21 protein-coding genes, 2 tRNA genes and 1 pseudogene are annotated in these 17,825 nt (G+C 54.9%); 15 read left to right on the forward strand and 9 right to left on the reverse strand.

Going from position 1 to position 17,825, the window contains the following annotated elements:
- Positions 1 to 15 precede the first annotated feature (15 nt).
- The 3 genes from BM316_RS08485 to BM316_RS08495 all read left to right on the forward strand — a co-directional run bounded on the left by BM316_RS08485 (position 16) and on the right by BM316_RS08495 (position 1,391).
- Complete coding sequence (locus tag BM316_RS08485) at positions 16 to 405, forward strand: VOC family protein (protein WP_090206435.1); 390 nt, start codon at positions 16 to 18, stop codon at positions 403 to 405.
- Between the two features lie 3 nt (positions 406 to 408).
- Complete coding sequence (locus BM316_RS08490) at positions 409 to 1,227, forward strand: phosphodiesterase (RefSeq protein ID WP_090206438.1); 819 nt, start codon at positions 409 to 411, stop codon at positions 1,225 to 1,227.
- Positions 1,228 to 1,316: 89 nt separating this feature from the next.
- Positions 1,317 to 1,391 (forward strand) — tRNA-Gly (locus tag BM316_RS08495).
- A 76-nt stretch (positions 1,392 to 1,467) separates the two neighbouring features.
- On the opposite strand, the gene BM316_RS08500 is transcribed toward BM316_RS08495, so the two are convergent.
- Entirely contained in the window at positions 1,468 to 2,157 is a 690-nt protein-coding gene (locus BM316_RS08500; RefSeq protein ID WP_090206441.1) for a hypothetical protein, read from the reverse strand.
- Between the two features lie 147 nt (positions 2,158 to 2,304).
- On the opposite strand from BM316_RS08500, the gene hisB reads away from it, so the two are divergent.
- The 3 genes from hisB to BM316_RS08515 all read left to right on the forward strand — a co-directional run bounded on the left by hisB (position 2,305) and on the right by BM316_RS08515 (position 4,179).
- The gene (gene hisB, locus BM316_RS08505; protein ID WP_090206444.1) at positions 2,305 to 2,892 is read left to right on the forward strand and encodes an imidazoleglycerol-phosphate dehydratase HisB; all 588 of its coding nucleotides are present in this window, start codon (positions 2,305 to 2,307) and stop codon (positions 2,890 to 2,892) included.
- Positions 2,889 to 3,527, forward strand: coding sequence for an imidazole glycerol phosphate synthase subunit HisH (hisH, locus tag BM316_RS08510; RefSeq protein WP_090206447.1), 639 nt, complete (start codon positions 2,889 to 2,891; stop codon positions 3,525 to 3,527). The genes hisB and hisH overlap by 4 nt, the downstream gene beginning before the upstream one ends.
- Before the next feature lie 175 nt (positions 3,528 to 3,702).
- On the forward strand, positions 3,703 to 4,179 hold the full coding sequence (locus tag BM316_RS08515; protein WP_090207774.1) for a lytic transglycosylase domain-containing protein: 477 nt from the start codon (positions 3,703 to 3,705) through the stop codon (positions 4,177 to 4,179).
- Here the strand turns inward: BM316_RS08515 and pepT are convergent.
- Together pepT and BM316_RS08525 are read right to left on the reverse strand one after the other, a co-directional pair.
- Positions 4,171 to 5,409, reverse strand: coding sequence for a peptidase T (pepT, locus tag BM316_RS08520; RefSeq protein WP_375342232.1), 1,239 nt, complete (start codon positions 5,407 to 5,409; stop codon positions 4,171 to 4,173). The genes BM316_RS08515 and pepT overlap by 9 nt on opposite strands.
- 117 nt (positions 5,410 to 5,526) lie before the next feature.
- Complete coding sequence (locus BM316_RS08525; protein WP_090206453.1) at positions 5,527 to 5,913, reverse strand: DUF2147 domain-containing protein; 387 nt, start codon at positions 5,911 to 5,913, stop codon at positions 5,527 to 5,529.
- A gap of 142 nt (positions 5,914 to 6,055) precedes the next feature.
- Between BM316_RS08525 and hisA the strand changes: the two genes are divergently transcribed.
- The 3 genes from hisA to BM316_RS08540 all read left to right on the forward strand — a co-directional run bounded on the left by hisA (position 6,056) and on the right by BM316_RS08540 (position 7,914).
- Entirely contained in the window at positions 6,056 to 6,772 is a 717-nt protein-coding gene (gene hisA, locus BM316_RS08530) for a 1-(5-phosphoribosyl)-5-[(5-phosphoribosylamino)methylideneamino]imidazole-4-carboxamide isomerase (RefSeq protein ID WP_090206456.1), read from the forward strand.
- Positions 6,773 to 6,847: 75 nt separating this feature from the next.
- A complete protein-coding gene (hisF, locus tag BM316_RS08535) occupies positions 6,848 to 7,609 on the forward strand; it encodes an imidazole glycerol phosphate synthase subunit HisF (protein ID WP_090206458.1) in 762 nt (253 codons plus the stop codon).
- Complete coding sequence (locus BM316_RS08540; RefSeq protein ID WP_090206462.1) at positions 7,606 to 7,914, forward strand: phosphoribosyl-ATP diphosphatase; 309 nt, start codon at positions 7,606 to 7,608, stop codon at positions 7,912 to 7,914. Before hisF ends, BM316_RS08540 begins: the two co-directional genes overlap by 4 nt.
- Positions 7,915 to 7,918: 4 nt before the next feature.
- On the opposite strand, the gene BM316_RS08545 is transcribed toward BM316_RS08540, so the two are convergent.
- The 4 genes from BM316_RS08545 to rlmB form a co-directional block, all read right to left on the reverse strand.
- Positions 7,919 to 9,259, reverse strand: coding sequence for a serine/threonine protein kinase (locus tag BM316_RS08545; RefSeq protein ID WP_090206465.1), 1,341 nt, complete (start codon positions 9,257 to 9,259; stop codon positions 7,919 to 7,921).
- 227 nt (positions 9,260 to 9,486) lie between these two features.
- Positions 9,487 to 9,957, reverse strand: coding sequence for a CoA-binding protein (locus BM316_RS08550; protein WP_090206468.1), 471 nt, complete (start codon positions 9,955 to 9,957; stop codon positions 9,487 to 9,489).
- 220 nt (positions 9,958 to 10,177) lie between these two features.
- Entirely contained in the window at positions 10,178 to 10,492 is a 315-nt protein-coding gene (locus tag BM316_RS08555) for a hypothetical protein (protein WP_090206471.1), read from the reverse strand.
- A gap of 16 nt (positions 10,493 to 10,508) precedes the next feature.
- A complete protein-coding gene (gene rlmB, locus BM316_RS08560; protein ID WP_090206474.1) occupies positions 10,509 to 11,285 on the reverse strand; it encodes a 23S rRNA (guanosine(2251)-2'-O)-methyltransferase RlmB in 777 nt (258 codons plus the stop codon).
- 121 nt (positions 11,286 to 11,406) lie between these two features.
- On the opposite strand from rlmB, the gene BM316_RS16700 reads away from it, so the two are divergent.
- A tRNA-Tyr gene (locus BM316_RS16700) sits at positions 11,407 to 11,490 on the forward strand.
- Positions 11,491 to 11,568: 78 nt separating this feature from the next.
- A complete protein-coding gene (locus BM316_RS08565) occupies positions 11,569 to 13,224 on the forward strand; it encodes a tyrosine-type recombinase/integrase (protein WP_131802554.1) in 1,656 nt (551 codons plus the stop codon).
- 213 nt (positions 13,225 to 13,437) lie between these two features.
- Here BM316_RS08565 and BM316_RS08570 read toward each other — a convergent pair whose 3' ends face one another.
- Complete coding sequence (locus BM316_RS08570; RefSeq protein WP_090206480.1) at positions 13,438 to 14,604, reverse strand: transferrin-binding protein-like solute binding protein; 1,167 nt, start codon at positions 14,602 to 14,604, stop codon at positions 13,438 to 13,440.
- A 156-nt stretch (positions 14,605 to 14,760) separates the two neighbouring features.
- Here BM316_RS08570 and BM316_RS08575 point away from each other — a divergent pair, with 156 nt between their 5' ends.
- Positions 14,761 to 15,108 carry a hypothetical protein gene (locus BM316_RS08575; protein ID WP_131802555.1) on the forward strand — a complete coding sequence of 116 codons (348 nt, stop codon included), beginning with the start codon at positions 14,761 to 14,763 and terminating at the stop codon, positions 15,106 to 15,108.
- 116 nt (positions 15,109 to 15,224) lie between these two features.
- Here the strand turns inward: BM316_RS08575 and BM316_RS16590 are convergent, their stop codons facing one another.
- Positions 15,225 to 15,410: a hypothetical protein gene (locus tag BM316_RS16590; protein ID WP_131802556.1), complete on the reverse strand. Its 186-nt coding sequence runs from the start codon at positions 15,408 to 15,410 to the stop codon at positions 15,225 to 15,227.
- A gap of 152 nt (positions 15,411 to 15,562) precedes the next feature.
- On the opposite strand from BM316_RS16590, the gene BM316_RS08580 reads away from it, so the two are divergent.
- From BM316_RS08580 to BM316_RS16890, 3 genes and pseudogenes are all read left to right on the forward strand, one after another.
- Positions 15,563 to 16,792 (forward strand): hypothetical protein, encoded by a 1,230-nt coding sequence (locus BM316_RS08580; protein WP_090206486.1) that lies wholly within the window; start codon positions 15,563 to 15,565, stop codon positions 16,790 to 16,792.
- Positions 16,793 to 17,031: 239 nt separating this feature from the next.
- A complete protein-coding gene (locus tag BM316_RS08585) occupies positions 17,032 to 17,403 on the forward strand; it encodes a hypothetical protein (protein ID WP_090206489.1) in 372 nt (123 codons plus the stop codon).
- A 115-nt stretch (positions 17,404 to 17,518) separates the two neighbouring features.
- Positions 17,519 to 17,638, forward strand: a pseudogene (locus tag BM316_RS16890) (helix-turn-helix domain-containing protein); the annotation flags it as partial.
- Positions 17,639 to 17,825 lie beyond the last annotated feature (187 nt).

A 17,825-nucleotide genomic window follows, 5' to 3' on the forward strand; every position in this document is an offset into this window, starting at 1 on the left:
GACGCAGGAACTCATTTGCAACGCCATCTCGCTCTCATCGCTGTCTTGGTCCCTGACTATGAGGCAGGTATCGCGTTCTTTGTTGGCCAGATGGGCTTTGACCTTTTGGAAGACACGGATTTGGGAAATGGCAAACGCTGGGTGCGTGTGGCCCCGAGAGGCGCACAGACCGCGTTTCTGCTGGCCAAGGCTGTCGGTGCGCAGCAACAAGCTGCCATCGGTGCGCAGGGCGGCGGTCGCGTTTGGCTTTTTCTGGAGACTGACGATTTTGACCGCGACCATCGCGCAATGGTCGCAAATGGCGTTGTCTTTGAGGAAGCACCGCGCGACGAACCTTACGGGCGCGTCGCTGTTTTCCGTGATCCCTTCGGCAACCGTTGGGACCTGATCACATTTCGGGAGTAACGCGTGCAAAAACTGTTGTTCGTCAGTGATCCGCATATCACCATCGACGGCGAGACCATCATCGGGCTTGATCCTGCAGAACGCCTTAAAGCGATCTTGGAGGCGGCGATCACGGCGCATGCGGATGCAGAGGCGCTGGTGCTGCTGGGTGATCTCACGCATCACGGTGCACCGGCGGAGTATGCACGATTGCAGTCGGTACTTGCGGGTGTCCCCATCCCCATCATTCCCATGATGGGCAATCACGATCGCCGTCAGGCTTTTATCGAGCTGTTCCCCGAGACACCGCTTGCCGATGGGTTCGTGCAACAGGTCCGGGACTTCGGGCAAACCCGTCTGATCACCCTCGATTCGCTTGACGGCCCGCCCTATCGGGACGGGCACCACGCAGGCAGACTTTGTCCCACCCGTTTGGAGTTTCTGGAAACGGCTTTGGCCACCCGTGGGGACAAATACGCAATCGTTTGTGTGCATCACCCGCCCTTTGCGACAGGTATCACTGGCATGGATAGCATCAGGTTGGCAGAGGGGTCCGCATTTCTTGACCTCTTGGCAAGCTACGGAAAGCTGCATCTTATCTGCGGTCACATTCACCGCACCATGTCCGGTAGCACGCGCGGCGTGCCCTGGAGCATGTTCAAAAGCCCCTGCCATCAAGGCTTGCTTGCCTTCGATGATCCCAATTCACACCTCTCTTCGAATGAACCGGGTGCCTACGGGCTCGCCCTCCTTTCAGGTGACGGCGTCGTCATACACAGTGAGGATGTGGGGCTCACGGGCAGGCAGGTCTTTGGCGGCTATGCGGTGGCCGATCATCCGTAATCTCTCTGCAAGAAAATCTGCGCAGCACTGCGATTTTGGTCTTGCAACGCAGGATCAGACTTTATAGATCACGCTTCACGAATTGCAGCGCGGGCGTAGCTCAGGGGTAGAGCATAACCTTGCCAAGGTTAGGGTCGTGAGTTCGAATCTCATCGCCCGCTCCAATTCGACGAAAGGCCGCGACACCCGTCGCGGCCTTTCGTCGTTCAGATGATCGTTCTTCACGCGTCGACGGCCAGCTCAGACAGCACCGCCGACGACTTCCAGCACTTCCTCGGGTCGCGCCAACCTCGGCATTGATCTTGGTTGGGGCGCAAAGCCATCTGCACGCAGGATCGCTGCAACTTCGGCCATGATGACCTCATCCAGCCTTTCAGGTGGTGCGCCCAATTCTTCACGCCTGATCTCTGCCATTTCAGGCAAAGCAATCGCGAGATCGGCAGGGCTGTCCTCATCATCGGATACGGATGCCGCATATCGTGGTTCTGCGTCGTGCAAGACAAGTGGTGGCAAAGACTGATCATAATCGTCGATCGCTTGCTGGCGAGTCACCCGCGCCATGACATCTTCGGTATTTGAAACCGCGGCCAAGGCCAGTCGTCCCACTACGTATGCGTCCACTGTTGAGCCGACCAACGCGTAAAGCGATGGGATCAGCAGATAAAGATCATCGGTTTCATCCCGGTCTCTGTCTGTGAAGAGAATCGTGCTGATAAAGGGGGCCTTACGTTCGCCAGAAAGGGCGATTGAATGTGTAAGCTGCCCGTCGATGCGTTCGTCCATAACGAGCAAATCTATCGTATCAACCCTGATCAAGGCATGCGCCACGTCAAGTTTTTCGACACAAAGGATCTGAAACCCTTTGTCCATCAGAGCACGTGATACAGCACAGGCCGCTTCCGGGTCCTGTCGCAAAATGAGGGCTTTCATCGGGTTCTCCTGATAAAAATGGCAACACGCCCAACTAAAGGCCGAACCCTTAAATTTTGCTGAAAAGTCACAGCAGATTTTGTCGGGCTTGGCCCCTGCCCTGATTTCGGCCTATAGAGCGATACGAACCACCGAAGGCAGCACCTCATGCGCAAGGCAACGATCACTCGCAAGACAGCCGAGACCGATATCTCCGTCACTATCGACCTTGATGGCACCGGCACCTACGACAACCAGACCGGCGTCGGTTTCTTTGACCACATGTTGGATCAGCTGTCGCGTCATGCCTTGATCGACATGACGGTCCGCGCCGACGGTGACCTGCACATTGACGATCACCACACGGTCGAAGACGTGGGCATCGCGCTGGGACAGGCGCTGACAGAGGCGCTGGGTGACAAAAAAGGCATCTACCGCTACGGGTCCTGCCATCTGGCAATGGATGACGCACAGGTGCGCTGTGCGCTGGACCTCTCTGGCCGTCCCTATCTGATCTGCAACCTTGATCTGCCCTTCGGCAAGATCGGGACGTTTGATACCGAGCTGGTGCGCGAGTTCTTTCAGGCGCTCTCGACCCATGGCGGCATCACGTTGCACATCGACAAACTACACGGCTTCAACGCCCACCATATAGCCGAGGCCGCTTTCAAGGCCGTTGCCCGCGCCCTGCGAGAGGCGGTCGAAACCGATCCGCGCAAGGCCGATGCCATCCCTTCGACCAAGGGCAGCCTATGACAACGGCACTCGTCGATTACGACAGCGGCAACCTGCATTCGGCCCAAAAGGCCTTTGAACGCATGGCAGCAGATGTTGGCGCGGGGTCGATCATCGTGACATCCGATCCAGAGGTCGTGGCGAAGGCTGACCGGATCGTCCTGCCAGGTGACGGGGCCTTCCCCCATTGCCGGAGCGAGCTTTTTGCGCGGTCAGGGTTGGCCGATGCGATTGAGGACGCTGTCATAAAGCGCGCTGTGCCCTTTATGGGCATCTGTGTCGGGATGCAGATGATGGCGACGACCGGTCACGAATATCAGGAAACCCCGGGCTTTGGCTGGGTTGCCGGTGATATCCGTAAGATCACCCCATCTGACGAGAGCCTCAAGGTGCCCCACATGGGCTGGAACGATCTAATAATCGACGCGCCCCATCCGGTGCTGGACGGGATCACGACAGGTGACCACGCCTACTTCGTGCATTCCTATGCTATGCAGGTCTCCAATCCTGACGAGCGTCTTGCCCATGTGGATTATGGTGGCGATGTCACCGCAATCATTGGCCGCGACAACATGATCGGGATGCAGTTCCACCCCGAAAAATCCCAGGATGCCGGACTGAAGATGATCGGCAATTTTCTGCTATGGGCGCCTTAGCAGTAAATGCCTGTTTTGGCATGAAATTATCGCCGCACCGAGACTGCAATACTCAGGCTTCGTGCTTCTCTGGGCGTGATCCGGGAATGCACTTGTTTACTTTCATCCTCTCAGGACATGATTGCCAAAAGCAAACTGCACCGCACGACCGGTGCTGCAACACCGGGCAGTCAAAATGAACCTCAATCGCCGCACCTTCGCATTTGCCATCGTCGCGAGCCTCGCGGCTTGCGGTGGACGCGACGAAACAACGGCTGCCAGCAGCCGCAGGATCACAGATATTCCGCTCTACCCAAACGAAACGCCGGCGCTTCGGGCGCTGATCAACCGCTATGCCGCCGTTCATGGTATACCCGTCACGCTGCTGCATCGTGTGATCATCCGTGAAAGCACACATAACCCAGCAGCCCGAAACGGACCCTACATGGGACTGATGCAGATCCACCCCAATACAGCACGCGGCATGGGCTATCGGGGCACCCCAGAAGGTCTGCTCGATGCAGAAACAAACCTGATCTACGCGGGCAAATACCTGCGCGGCGCGTGGCTGGTTTCCGGCGGAGACGAAGAGGCGGCCGTCATGTGGTACGCGCGCGGCTATTATTACGAGGCCAAACGGCTTGGCCTGCTCGAAGAAACCGGATTACGCTGACTTCGCTGCGCGCTCGGCAATCTTCAAGCAAAGCTCGGTCGCCTTCTCCATGTCCTGAACGGAAACCCACTCCAGCGGGCCATGGATGTTCTGCATCCCTGTAAACAGGTTCGGGCATGGCACGCCCAACTCGGTCAGCCGCGATCCATCTGTGCCGCCACGGATCGGGACGGATTTGGGCGTGATCCCAAGATCGTCAAACGCGGCACGCGCCAGATCGACCGGCATCATGTTGTCTTCAAGCCAGTAACGCATGTTGCGATACTGCGGTGAAATTTCACACGTGATCTTGGCGCGCGGTTCGGTAGCGGCAATCGTTTCGCAAACCTGGCGCATCAGCGCACCTTTCGCCTCTAGCCCATCCATTTCGAAATCACGCAAGATGAAACGGACAACCATTTCGTCAGCTGTTCCTTTGCAATCAACAACATGGATGAACCCTTGATATCCATCCGTTGTTTCAGGTGTCATGGTGACATGCGGCAACGTATCGACGATCTTGGCCGCCAAATGGATGGCATTGACCAGTTTGTCCTTCGCCCAACCGGGGTGGATCGAAACACCTTTCACCGTGACAACAGCAAAGTCGGCGGAGAACGTCTCGTAGACTAGTTCCCCCAGATCTTCCCCGTCGAAAGTATAGGCAAAATCAACGCCAAGATCCCTTGGCAGACGATCATCCACACCGCGCCCGATCTCCTCATCCGGCGTAAAGGCGACACGGATTGTCGGGCGCTTGATGTCAGGGTTTTCCAAAAGATGGCGTGCCGCGGTCATCACGATCGCCATCCCGGCCTTATCATCAGCACCAAGCAGCGTAAGGCCTGAAGCCGTTACAATGTCATCACCGATCTTTTCGAGGAGATACGGATTATCCTCTGGTGTCAGTGTCAGTTCAGGATCATCGGGATAGCTGATCGCACCTCCGTTATAGCCTTCGATCACTCTTGGCTTGACGCCTGTCGCATTGAATTGCGGTGCGGTATCGACATGCGCAAGGAAGCCGATCGTCGGTCCTTCAGTCGTTCCCGGAATCGTCGCGATCACTGTGCCGTAGTCCGTTTTGACAACATCGGCGGCCCCCATCTCGGTCAACTCCTCGACGACGAGGTCAAGAATGACGTGCTGGCATTCTGTGGAAGGTGCGCCCGGTCGGTCCATGTCGGATTGGCTGTCAATCTCGCAATAGCGCACGAGGCGGGATTTCAGTTCTTCCTTGAATGCAGTCATGATGGCCTCCGATCAGTTTGAACCCAGCAGGCCGAACCGTAGCGGCAAAGTCAATCCGCTCAAGATGCAAAAAGGCCCCCGCAAAGCGAGGGCCTCGGACCTTTCATAGAGCCGGTCTTACTGGACGCGCACCCAATCCTGGCTGGAGCACAGCAAGCCACCGGCAATGCACCCGCGTAGACGCAACTGGTTGCCTGCAACCTGCATCTTGCCAATGTAAATCTTGTCGTTTGACGGACGCCAGACGGAGCCTTCGTAGCTGCCATCACCGGCAGGCATCATGTCGATCACCAGCGTCTTGCCGATGTTCTCTGACTGATATTCTCCGTCAGCGTTGAATGTGCGGGCAATCACACCACATACGGCTGCGCCGCACTGGGCCATCTCGATATGTGCATAGGCCCCATCATCCACCTGCGTCTGCCATGTGCCAATGGCCGCATCCTGCGCGGCGGCGGCTGTCCCGAACACAGCAACAGCGACGGCTGCAATAAATTTCTTCATCCTCAATTCCTCCCTGAGTGATGGGCGAAACATGTGCAAAAGCGCCGATTCCGATCAAGGATGACGTTGGGTCCATTGGCGTCGTTGCATTTTCTGACCTTGCGTGCTTAACCGCGCCGACAGCAATCAGAGGTGCGAAACCATGATCCTTTACCCTGCCATCGACCTCAAAGACGGAAACGCGGTCCGGCTTGTGCATGGCGATATGGACCAGACGACAGTCTTCAATGATGATCCCGCGGCACAGGCCAAAGCGTTTGTCGCTGCAGGTTGCGAGTGGTTGCATCTGGTTGATCTGAACGGTGCGTTTGCGGGTGAACCGGTCAATGCCGCACCGGTCGAGGCCATTCTCAAAGCCTGCCCTGTCCCGGCACAATTGGGCGGTGGCATCCGCGATATGGCCACGATTGAGCGCTGGCTCGACAAGGGTCTGGCCCGCGTCATCCTCGGCACGGTCGCGGTCGAAAACCCCGAACTGGTACGCGAGGCGGCAAAGGCCTTCCCCAATCAGGTGGCTGTCGGTCTCGACGCCCGCAATGGCAAAGTCGCGACACGCGGCTGGGCCGAAGAAACGGACGTGATGGTCACCGATCTTGCCAAATCCTTTGAGGACGCCGGTATCGCTGCCATCATCTATACCGACATCCTGCGCGACGGGGCGATGAAGGGACCGAATATCGAGGCGACCGCCGATCTCGCGCGCGCCGTGTCGATCCCCGTGATCGCCTCGGGCGGTGTGTCGTCGATGGACGACCTGATAGCACTACGGGACACAAGCGTGATCGCAGGAGCGATCTCTGGCCGCGCGCTCTATGATGGGGCAATTGATCTGGGTGCTGCGCTGGAAGCGCTGCGCTAGTTCTTTCATCATTTTGCCAAAAATACTCAAAGGGCAACGCTTGCCGCAGGCGCAGCGGCAGCCTAGAAGCAAGACATGTTGAAAACGCGCATCATCCCCTGTCTCGACGTCGCCGAGGGCCGCGTCGTCAAAGGCGTGAACTTCGTAGATCTGATTGATGCAGGCGATCCGGTCGATGCGGCGATTGCCTACAACGCCGCTGGCGCGGACGAGCTTTGCTTTCTCGATATCATGGCCACGGAAGAAAACCGCGGCACGATGTTCGATCTGGCGACTCGCACAGCTGAACAATGCTTCATGCCGCTGACAATCGGTGGCGGTGTGCGCACCCACCACGACGTACGCAACCTGCTCTTGGCAGGGGCCGACAAGGTCAGCTTTAACTCTGCCGCTGTCGCCAACCCTGATGTCGTGGCTGAGGCTGCAATGCGATTTGGCAGCCAGTGCATCGTTGTGGCGATCGATGCCAAGACCGTGGAACCGGGCCGCTGGGAGATTTTTACCCATGGTGGACGGCGTGCGACCGGCATTGATGCGGTGGAATTTGCCCGTACAGTCGTTGAAAAAGGCGCAGGAGAAATCCTGCTGACCTCAATGGACCGCGACGGGACGAAGTCCGGCTTTAACCTGCCCCTCACACGCGCGATCTCGGACGCCGTGGATGTGCCTGTCATCGCCTCTGGCGGCGTTGGCACGCTTGACCATCTTGTTGAAGGTGTGACGATGGGTGGCGCTTCGGCGGTTCTGGCCGCCTCGATCTTTCACTTCGGCACCTACACCATCGGCGAAGCCAAGGATCATATGGCCGGTGCCGGCATCCCTGTGAGGCTTTCATGACGCTTGATGACCTGGCACGCACAATAGCCGAGCGAAAAAATTCAGACCCCGAAAGCAGTTGGACTGCAAAGCTCTTGTCGAAGGGCCCTGAAAAATGCGCTGAAAAATTCGGTGAAGAAGCGGTCGAAGCCATTATCGAAGCGGTCAAGGGTGACAAAGACCGGCTGACGTCGGAGGCCGCCGATGTGCTTTATCACCTGCTTGTCATGCTCGCTTCGCGCGACGTTACATTGGCCGAGGTTCTGGAAGAGCTCGCGCGGCGTCAAGGCACCTCAGGTCTTGCCGAGAAAGCCGCGCGAGGCTGATACATCAGCTGGCGCGGAGTCCGCCACTCATCCATTGCACAATGTAGCTGTCTGAAAAGAAGCCTTCGAACATCGCACGACGCCTTGGCGGCTGCTGACGTTCCCATTCGATCTGCCGCAGCATCTCACGTGCCTCATCCTCGCGCATGGCCTTTTTTGCCATTCGCGCCGCTCTCTGGGCGATGTGCGACTGACCTGGTCGACGGCGCGCGGACCGTGCGGTCTCAAGGTTGAACTCAGCGACCCACTCTGGACGATAGGCCTGTTGCAGTGCGTCAAGCGACGGTGCCTCAGGTGTCCCGTCGGTCGCAGTCGTCTCCTCTTCGGTCTTGAGGACATGCTTGTTGGTTTCTTCAACGATGGCCGAAATTTCCTTGAGCGGGACTGCCAATGGCACTTTGACCACACGTTCTTTTTGCTGTTCAGCCTCAATGCGCTCAAGCCAGTGACGGGCGCTCTGGATACGCGCATCAGGGTCGACCTGCATCGCCTGATCCACTGTTTCCAGCAACACATCGTCAAAGTCCGGGAAGCGACCAAGCAGCGGCTTACAGGGATCATCTGTGCCCGCAGCCAATGCATTTGCACGCGTTTCGGCATCCGCGGGGGCTTCACCCGAAATCAGGTGATAAATGGTGGCGCCGAGGGCATACAGATCACTGCTCGCGCCCTGCTGCGCGCTGACGTCGTAGAATTCATGCGGGGAGTAGCCGTCTTTCACGACCAGGATATTTGCACCGGCCTGTTTTTCTGCGCCTTCGCGGACCGCACCAAAATCTATCAGGATAGGGCCACCCCATTTATCGAGAAGCACATTGTCTGGTGAGATATCGCGATGCAGGAGGCCGTTTGAGTGGACCAGATCAACAGCATCAAGCAGTTTGATCAGAATGCCGTGGATCTGATCAGGCGACAATTCCTCATCACCCAATTCAATGATGTCCGCCAGATCACGTCCCTCGATCAGATCAAGAACCATATAGGCGGTACCATTTTCCTCGAAGACTTGATGCACGCGCACGATATTGGGGTGTTTGAGCATCGCAATGCTGCGTGCCTCGCGAATGAACATCGCAACGATCTGTTTGAATGTGCCGTTGAACTCGGGATCCGCGACGGAAATTTCCGTACCGTGTCTTTCGCAAAATCCATCGGCAAAGCATTCCTTGATGACCACCGTGCGCTCCAATCCCGCATCCTTGGCAAGATAGGTCATGCCAAAACCGCCGGCGCCGATTTGCTGGTCTATTCGGAATTTGCCGCCTTGCAGAAGCGTGTCAGGGGCAAGGGCTTGATCGGGCGCAGCAGCAACGCCCTCTTCATCGAGTATTCTGGTCTTTTCCAATTTTTCACCATCGTCTCTGGAGTGGACAGGGACAACAACAGCTTACTCGTGACACCCTAAGGTGCTGACGGCGCTCTGATTCCGTCAATCAGCCTTTCGCGTGTTAATCAGCATCGGCGAGAGTCTGCTTATGAACGCTGTATGAACGGGGGAAACCCGCGCAAAACCGGTGGCATAAGGCGGAAGTAGGATCGCAGCTTGAGAAAATTTTCTTTGAATTCGCGGCGCTAGGAGAGTTTGGAGGAAACACGGCCCGTCACGAATCCACCCATCCGTAATTCATTAAACAGCCGCTGATACTCAATCTTCGGGCATCTGTTCTGGATGACATCGACACCGCGTGCTTCTGCTTTGGCGGCCGCTTCTTCGTGCATCACCCCAATCTGCATCCAGATTGTCTGGAGGTCCGGCCAACGGTCCAATGCGGCATCGACGATCGGCGGCACTGCGTCTGATCGGCGGAAAATATCGACCATATCGACGTTGACCGGGATATCTGACACCTCTGCATAGACTGTCTCACCCAAGAGGGTCTGACCGGCTAGCCCGGGATTAACGGGTATGACACGCATACCCTTTAGGCCCAGATAACGTGCCACATAGTAGCTGGGTCTGATCTGGTTTGCGGAGACACCAACGACCGCAACAGTTTTGGTGCGTTTCAAAACGTGGCGCAGGAAATCGTCTGAATACGTCATAGCCCGACGATAACTCAGTCGATGCTGATAAAAAAGCGCCCGGTTTGCCCGGGCGCAGGTGTTGGAACGAGGGACAGTGAAGAAGGGCGGACAGTTCCAAATGTCCTGCCCTCGAAAGATCAGTTATGGTGCAATACCGCACCGCAGAAGATGTGATCAGGCAAACGTGATGGTTCGCGATCTGATGCCCGCTTGTGTCCAACGACTTGCGCAAATTTCCCTAGTCGAAGACCTCATCAACCACGTCTTCGATCACATCCCACAGGCCAGACAGCATTTTCTTGCCAAAGCTCTTGCCTTTGCGGCGCTTGTGGGGCCGTGGCGCGTGACGTCCCGTATGCGTGTTGTCGTATTTGCGCTTCGGAGGCTTGGCGACCGGTGCCGCCGCTCGTGCCTCAGTTTGTGGAAGACTTTTCATCGCACGCAGTGGTGCGCCGCAATTGCTGCACGTCAACTCGTGCTTGTCTTTGCCGCGCAGCACCAGAGCGGCCTTGGTCCCGCAATAACAACAGGTCGCAATCTTTGTGGCCGCCATTCTTCTCGTCTCTCTGCTACGCTTTTACAGCATATAGGGCGACTGCCGCAGCATTTGAGACGTTGAGCGATCCAAATCCACCTGCCGCGTCGATTTTGACCAATGCATCACAGGTTTCGCGGGTTTTTTCACGCAAACCCGGTCCTTCGGCTCCGAGCACAAGGGCAATCGGTCGATCTCTTTGGCCCTCTACAGCGGTCTCAATGCTTTGGTCGGCTTCACCGGCCAACCCCAAGACCAGATATCCCATACTCTGCAATTCGGAGATAGCGTCGGCAAGGTTGCGCACGCGCAGATAGGGTTGCCGCTCCAAAGCACCACTTGCTGTCTTTGCCAAAGCACCTGTTTCGGGTGCAGAGTGCCTTTGCACTGCGACGACAGCGCGCGCGCCAAAAACCTCTGCTGACCGCAAGATAGCGCCGACGTTATGAGGATCTGTTACCCGATCAAGCAACACCATTCGCGGCGGCATCAGTCCATCACCAAGCGCGACATCGGCCAGACTGCCCCAGTTGCGTGGTTTCACTTCAAGTGCGGCGCCTTGATGGACCGATTGCGGATCAAGAGGCGCCGCAAACTTGCGCGGGTCGGAAATCTCTGGTTCCAACCCGCTTTCGCTGACAGCATCGCCCAGACGCTCAAGCGCGTTTCGCGTCACCACAAGACGAAGTTTTTCGCGCTCAGGGTTCAGCAAGGCATCCCTGACGGCATGCAGCCCGAAAAGCCAGACTGTTTCCTGCGCAGCCGCACGTTTCGCCTGTTCCTTGGCAATGACCCACTTGGGTTTTTTCATTTCTCTCGCCCTTCATTTCTACTATCGCGATAGCCGACATCTGTTCTGCTGTGAAGAGCGCCTGCACTGGCTCATTTTGCTGTTGACGCACCCTAGGGGCGCAGGTAATCACCCCCGCAGTGGGCGACAGGCCGCAAGGTGTGGCAGGGGACTGTAACTCCCTCGAGGCGACTCACGCCTGGTTCGATTCCAGGGTCGCCCACCATACATCCTAACATGCTGTTTTTTATGGCGTGCAGATGCTATCATTATCTGCAAATGGCCAAATCTCGATACAAATGGCGTGGATTTCGATACAATGGGCGATGAGGACAGAGTTCCTTACTTGAAGATTGATCGCGGTAGGTACTTCTATCAACGGAGGGTGCCACAGCGGCTTCAAGCGCATCTTGGAATACGAAGGTGGCAAATGCCATGTGGCGATGTTTCCTATTCGAAAGCTGTGCAAATGGTAGTTACGTGGGCTGAAGAGCACGACGAACTCATTGCAAGCTTGCGTGACCCAGACAAGCTTCAAAAGGCCGGGGTGGAAGCGTCACGCCAACAGACGGCAAAGCAAATGGCTGACCCTGATCCGCTTTTTCCCGCCTACTACGCCATGACAGAACAGAGAGAGGGTGAGAAGCAGTTTTACACTCGCGAAAGTTTACCACGCCCATGGCAGGCAGCGGCGGTCTTGATGCAGGAAGCACAGCGGATTTACGAAGGCAAGCCATCGTTGGAAGCCCCGATCTGGCGGATCAAATACAGAATCGAAGAGCTTGAGCGTGGCGACCAAATAACATCCAAGTTGTCCCTACCAAGTCTCCCTGGCCTAAAGGAGTATGTGGCTAGATTGGACAACAAGATCGTTGCCGCTGCTCGAATTGAAGTTCGCGACACCGTCCCGATGCCTCTGTACGCAGAATTGTATTTAGATAAGCTGAACGAAGCCCATGACCTAGGCTTTGGCGTTCACGCGGGGATTCCAACTGATCCGGATGAGCGTGAGGAGTATGACTTTATCAAGCGCAAGCTTGAACGCAGGATTTCTGAACTGTCGCCTGACCCAAGCACACTGACGGCCTTGCTAGAGCGATACTGTGACTTCAATTCTATCCGACTTGGCCCTCGTTCAAAATACCGCCGAGATTTGTCGCGTCTTATAGCGATCACTGGCGATGTGCCAATCGGACATGTACGCGTGGAAAGCCTCCGGGAACTGAGAGATCAACTTCTCGGCAAAATAAAGCCATCATCCATTCAAGCTGTATTTACACCAATCAAAGGTGTCTTTGGTTTCGCGTTTGATGAAGGCATCATCGAGATGAACCCAATGCAGGGAGTCAAACTGCCACGAGACAAAAGACCAATTGAAGAAAGGAAGTGGAAGCCGTTCGATCCAATCGAATTTGGTAGAATCATGAAGGCAGCGGAGGAGCTATGGTCGTCACCTGTGCGAGGACTATCCGACGCCCGTCGAGAGGCAATACACATGGTCGTTAGGGTGCTAGCCTTCTCAGGCATGCGCCCTGTCGAAGTGATCAGACTAGGACCAGATGACGTTACTGATGCTTGGATACGCATCACAGGCAGTAAGACCGAAAGTTCAACAAGAGTAGTACCGCTTCATCCAGAGATAAGTGACTTCCCAAGATGGATTGCATCTGGTGGCTTGACCACCTTTCAGTCGATCAATACGGACCAAGTCGGCTCAGTGCGTCATAACTTTGGACGCCTTCTGAGGGATAAGATGAAGGACCCAATTACTGACCCGCAGAAAGCTCTCTACTCACTTAGGTCTACGTTCGTTAATGCAATGCGTCGTGCTGGTGCCGACATTCAGGTTCAACGTGCCATTCTCGGTCACAAGGAAGCTGGCGCGATCCGACACTATGACGACGGCCCAGAGTTTGAAGTTAAGCGCAAGTGGGTCGAAGCAACTGATCCCCGCCGATGACTTTGTGATGACTGAATGTAGACCACGAGGGCTGCTTTGGGATCATTGACGATGTGATCAATCTCAAGACGATAAAGCTCCGCCACGGCCTACCCCATCTTCTCGAGCGATGGCCGCACATTCAGCCGGTTGACAACTTCCTGCACGGCACCCTCCACAGATTGCAATACTGACGACGCTTGGCAAACAATCTCTTCGGGATACTGTGAGCGTTCAGTCCAATCGGAAACCCCCTAGCAGATTGCTAGTCGAGCTACCATTGGTGGTAAAATCACCGCCGACTATGCCCGCCACCTCTTCAGCGTTGGGGCCGTAAAAGCTACCAGAATATAAAAAATCGCTCTGCGCTATGTCGAGGTCGGCAGCTAAACTTCCGCTTGGTGTAGCTGTTGCGGAGAAAGTGTTGTCTGAGATTTCCGCTGATTGTAGCGCAAGCTCGCCCATCAACGATTCCGTTGGTTCGGCAACGTTGTCATTAAACTGTGTTCCGGTAAGAGATGTAATAAACCCGTCAACGCCGGTTCCATCCATATTCACCGTCAAAGTAGCGTCACCCTCAAGCCTATATCGATCCGCTCGGCTCACAAATCCTTCGGCAGGTAATATCTCGCCAAGAAATGACCCTGTGTAAGTTGAGGACCCTGCGTTTGAGACAGCGTTTGGCGTTGTCAGGGTTCCAATTACTGCAAATCCGAATGCGCCCGTGAGGCCACCTCTGCCATCAGTCACAGCGATAGTGTATTCAACTACTTCTGAATAACGAGTTCCACTCCCATCGATCACTTCAGAGAGTTGACCGTCACTTGCAAACAAAAGTGCCTGAAAGCCATTTGTGAAAGTCTCATTGAAGGTATTGATCCTAAATCCTGGGTAAGTACCGTCAATGTTCTGACCGTCGGTGTCGGTCGTCGGATCAAAGGAGAATTCGCGGCCATTCACAGTCATTATAACATTGCCATTGTCGGCAAGTTCCATTGCGAAGTCATCAGCTTCTAAACGCGTGGTATCTCCATCGAAATCTGTCGCCACTTGGGTTGCCGCTGAGCTTGCTGGCACGAAGGCAGCACCAGAAGCAAAAGCGGTCGAAAGGTTTCCGGCATCTTCAGAAAAAACTCGTACATCCGGCTGGGCCATGTCTGCCGTCTGGCTACTTGAACCACAGGCAGTCAGGCAGGTAACGGCAGTCAAGGTAACGACTAATGTGCGCATAATTATTCCCAACGTCAGAAAATTGAATTTGGTATCGATTGATCTTGCGAACATACCGATCTTAGCGTCCGCTGAAAGCCTAGATCGGAATATTCTAGAAGCAGAGACCATCTTGGGTGCCGTAATTTGCTCATCGTGCTTAGGTTTGAAGGCCAAGCCCAGTCGTGCCATGTTACGACCTGGCTCTACAGTTAGCTTAATAATTCAGGCCTCTCAAAAGATGCACTGTTTGCGCCTCGTCAACGACTGCAACGCCCGAATAGAACCTGAACGCATCAGCTAGCCCGCGCCCCAAATACAACTGAGTGTGATATGAGGGGCCAACTGATGAAGTACTTGATCGAAACCGATGACCTAAAGCTCCGTGAACCACTTATGTTGCCCTTACTGCCGGTGGTGGCAGTGCTGGGTCTTCACGCCGCCCTGCCTCTTGAGCACGAAGTCGAAACCTTCATCAATAGCCACGGCGGCGACGCAAGCGTTAGACGGCACCGCTGGTATTTTGAGATTTGGGATCGCAGTGGTGGCGATACCGTTACGGCAAGAGGCAGCTTGGTTTTTGAGGCCGGGCAAGTTGTGCCAGAAGCAATGCACCTCGAACCTGACTACCTCAGCGCAAACCTCGCCGCCTATATGGAACGTCTTGCTGGCCGCCTCGGACTTCAATGCAGTTAATGCGACCGGATCATCGCAGGTGACCTGCTACAGGACACAAATCAACTTGGATGGTCCCAACCAATCCTGCACGACGTCGCAGGTGTGGTGGTGATGGGATGGCCTTAGTGAGCAAGCTATGTGGTCTCTACCGACGGCTCAGGGAGTTCGTGGCCATCGCTTTGATACGCCTCCCACAACGCCTCAACGCCGTCGTCCAGCAGTGCACCGTATGGCAACCTACTGTAATCTTTCAAAGCACGCAGACGTTGCTGTGTCAGGCGAGACACCGACCGAACTGATAGTTTCACGAATGCTGACATGACTATCTCCCCTCGAAGGTATTTAGCCTTCGGGTCACAAAATCGGTGCTGATTACCGATTTTCGGTTTTTGTGCCTACATAAGTAGAGGCCTGCTTGTGCACGCCGCTTGTCGCACAGGTTCCAGGCATGATTTGACCCTGAGGCCGACGCATGAAGAGCACAAAACAAAAGACCTTTGAAAGCAACCTTACTGCTGGTCCATTGATGTCCACGTCGAAACGGATGCCCAAGCTCAGGTACAACATCGAAAACATGCGGCTGGGTCGGATGGAGCTTGGTTCGAACAGATGGTTCAAAAAAGCGACCTCGGTCATCTCGCATCTAGATTACCCTGCTATTGCTGACGTTCCTCTCTACCGAGGCAAACCTGCCTTCCTTCGGGACGGTGGTGTTGTCACCAACGCTCACATTGATGGTGTGGCGAAAAACAAATCCACATTGCCGCGGAAGGGTTACCCACCTCGATTTGGTCCACGTATCCTGAGGGCCGCAGAGATGCTTGCAGAATGCCCGTATGAACACTTGGGTTATCTGACCGCTGTGACCAGCATGGGGACAAGCAAGGAAGATGCTTATGAACTTGTTGAAGTGGAAAGCAAGCGTCTCAATCGCTATATCAGAAATAGATTTCCACATGCGATCTGGCTCTTGGTGCCCGAAGTCTCTGAGCACATGGCGGGTGATGTTCAACATGACCTGCTGCTGGACCGTGAATGGCGGAAGGGTCTGAAACCAAACCACTTGGTATACAAGGTCCACTTCCATGGGGTCTTGTATGTGCCTGGCCTCAACCCTCAGGATCAACAGCTAGGATTTCAGCGACATCGCAATGGAAAGATGGTCAAGCACTTCGCTGGGAATAACCAAGTGCGCGTCTTACCCATCGACCGAGAACGTCACCAACAGGATGCCCTTGGAAACATCTTGGGGATCATTGGCTACGGTACAAAGAAGCATTTCAGCCCCCCATGCAAAGCAAGAATGTTGGAAGGCTATGCTGAATGGATTTGGCTGACTCATCGGATCACGATGAACACTAACCTCGTCCTAACTGGTGGCACAACATCAGGCATCCATTTGCATTGCTCCTATTGTGATCACTATTTCCTGAAGGGCGATCAATGTCGGTGCATGCCCGTCTTTGAGGATGATGACTTTTGCCAGTTCAGTACTGACGGTTCTTCCTCTAGCAGTTCGTCAGATTCTCATTCAGGTTGTTCTGATATCCCTCTTAGGGATGACACTAATTTAAACTCGGTCGGCCTAGATCGTTGTGAAACCAATACAAAAACCGTGTCCGTGAAAAATCTGATCATCGGTTTGGTGCAGGGTTTCACGCGTCTTCGACAATGGATGCAGGGCCTGATCAGAGGGCCATAGGCAAGCTAATTCCCACGTGGTTCGGGGGAGTGAAGCTTCATTTGTGACAAATGGATGCCGCTGAAACAGCGGCAATCAAACGGTTCTGCCTTGGTCTTTCCAAGTCTAGGCTGTGAGATTTGCTTTTCTGTTTTTGCACCGATTGCAACAAAACCAAAAACACCTGACCGATTTGCTGACCCACTAAATAGCAATGAAGCCGTCGGAAGGCACATTGTCGTCACAAGGAGGAATGCTTCGTGAAGAATGAAAACAAGATCGGCGAAGCAGAGATCGAGGGCATGGCCGAGGCCCTTGCCTTCTTGACAGAGTTCGGCGACGCCGAGATCAGGCGGTTTCTCTGCCGCCTCCCAATCTATGCTGGCAATGTGGACGCACCAATGACGCTGCGTGATCTAGCCTACGAAATCAAACTCTCACCTTATGTGGACGCGGCATGGACGAAAGTGCGATCCACCCCAGGCCTCACCAATCAAATTGCAATGGTCATGAAGGTCATAGACGTGGCTGAACGCGAACTGAAGCGTGATTCCGGCGAGACAAGGCAGTTCAAACGAAACATCAATATCCTCGCGATGATGAATGCTTATCAGCAAGGTGGTCATAGTTGATTGTGCCAGAGTTTTGGCCGCGCCCAAACAGTGAAAGGCTGACTATGCAGGCTCACATTCCCTGACTATCGTGATGCAAATTACTTTCATATCTGCAAGAAGTATAGAAAGATAAATGCACCAGGTTCTTGGGCCGTTACTCGCAGCAAATCGCAACCAAATGGGCCTCACGCTAAATTCTCTGTCTCAGATGGCAGGCATCAGTGTTCCGACGCTCCGCAACCTTGAACGAGGTAAAGGAAACATTGGTTCTTATCTTTCCTGCCTCAGTGGTTTGAACCTCGACCTCAGATGGGCTGGTATGCCGGAATACTGCCATGGTCGCTCATTGGCCATCAGGCGTCGCAAAGCCGGATTTAGCCAAAGAAACGCTGCTGTTCGACTTAACGTCAGTCACCGCACCATCATTGCCTTAGAGACCC

Source organism: Yoonia litorea, from assembly GCF_900114675.1.
GTDB classification, from domain to species: Bacteria; Pseudomonadota; Alphaproteobacteria; order Rhodobacterales; family Rhodobacteraceae; genus Yoonia; species Yoonia litorea.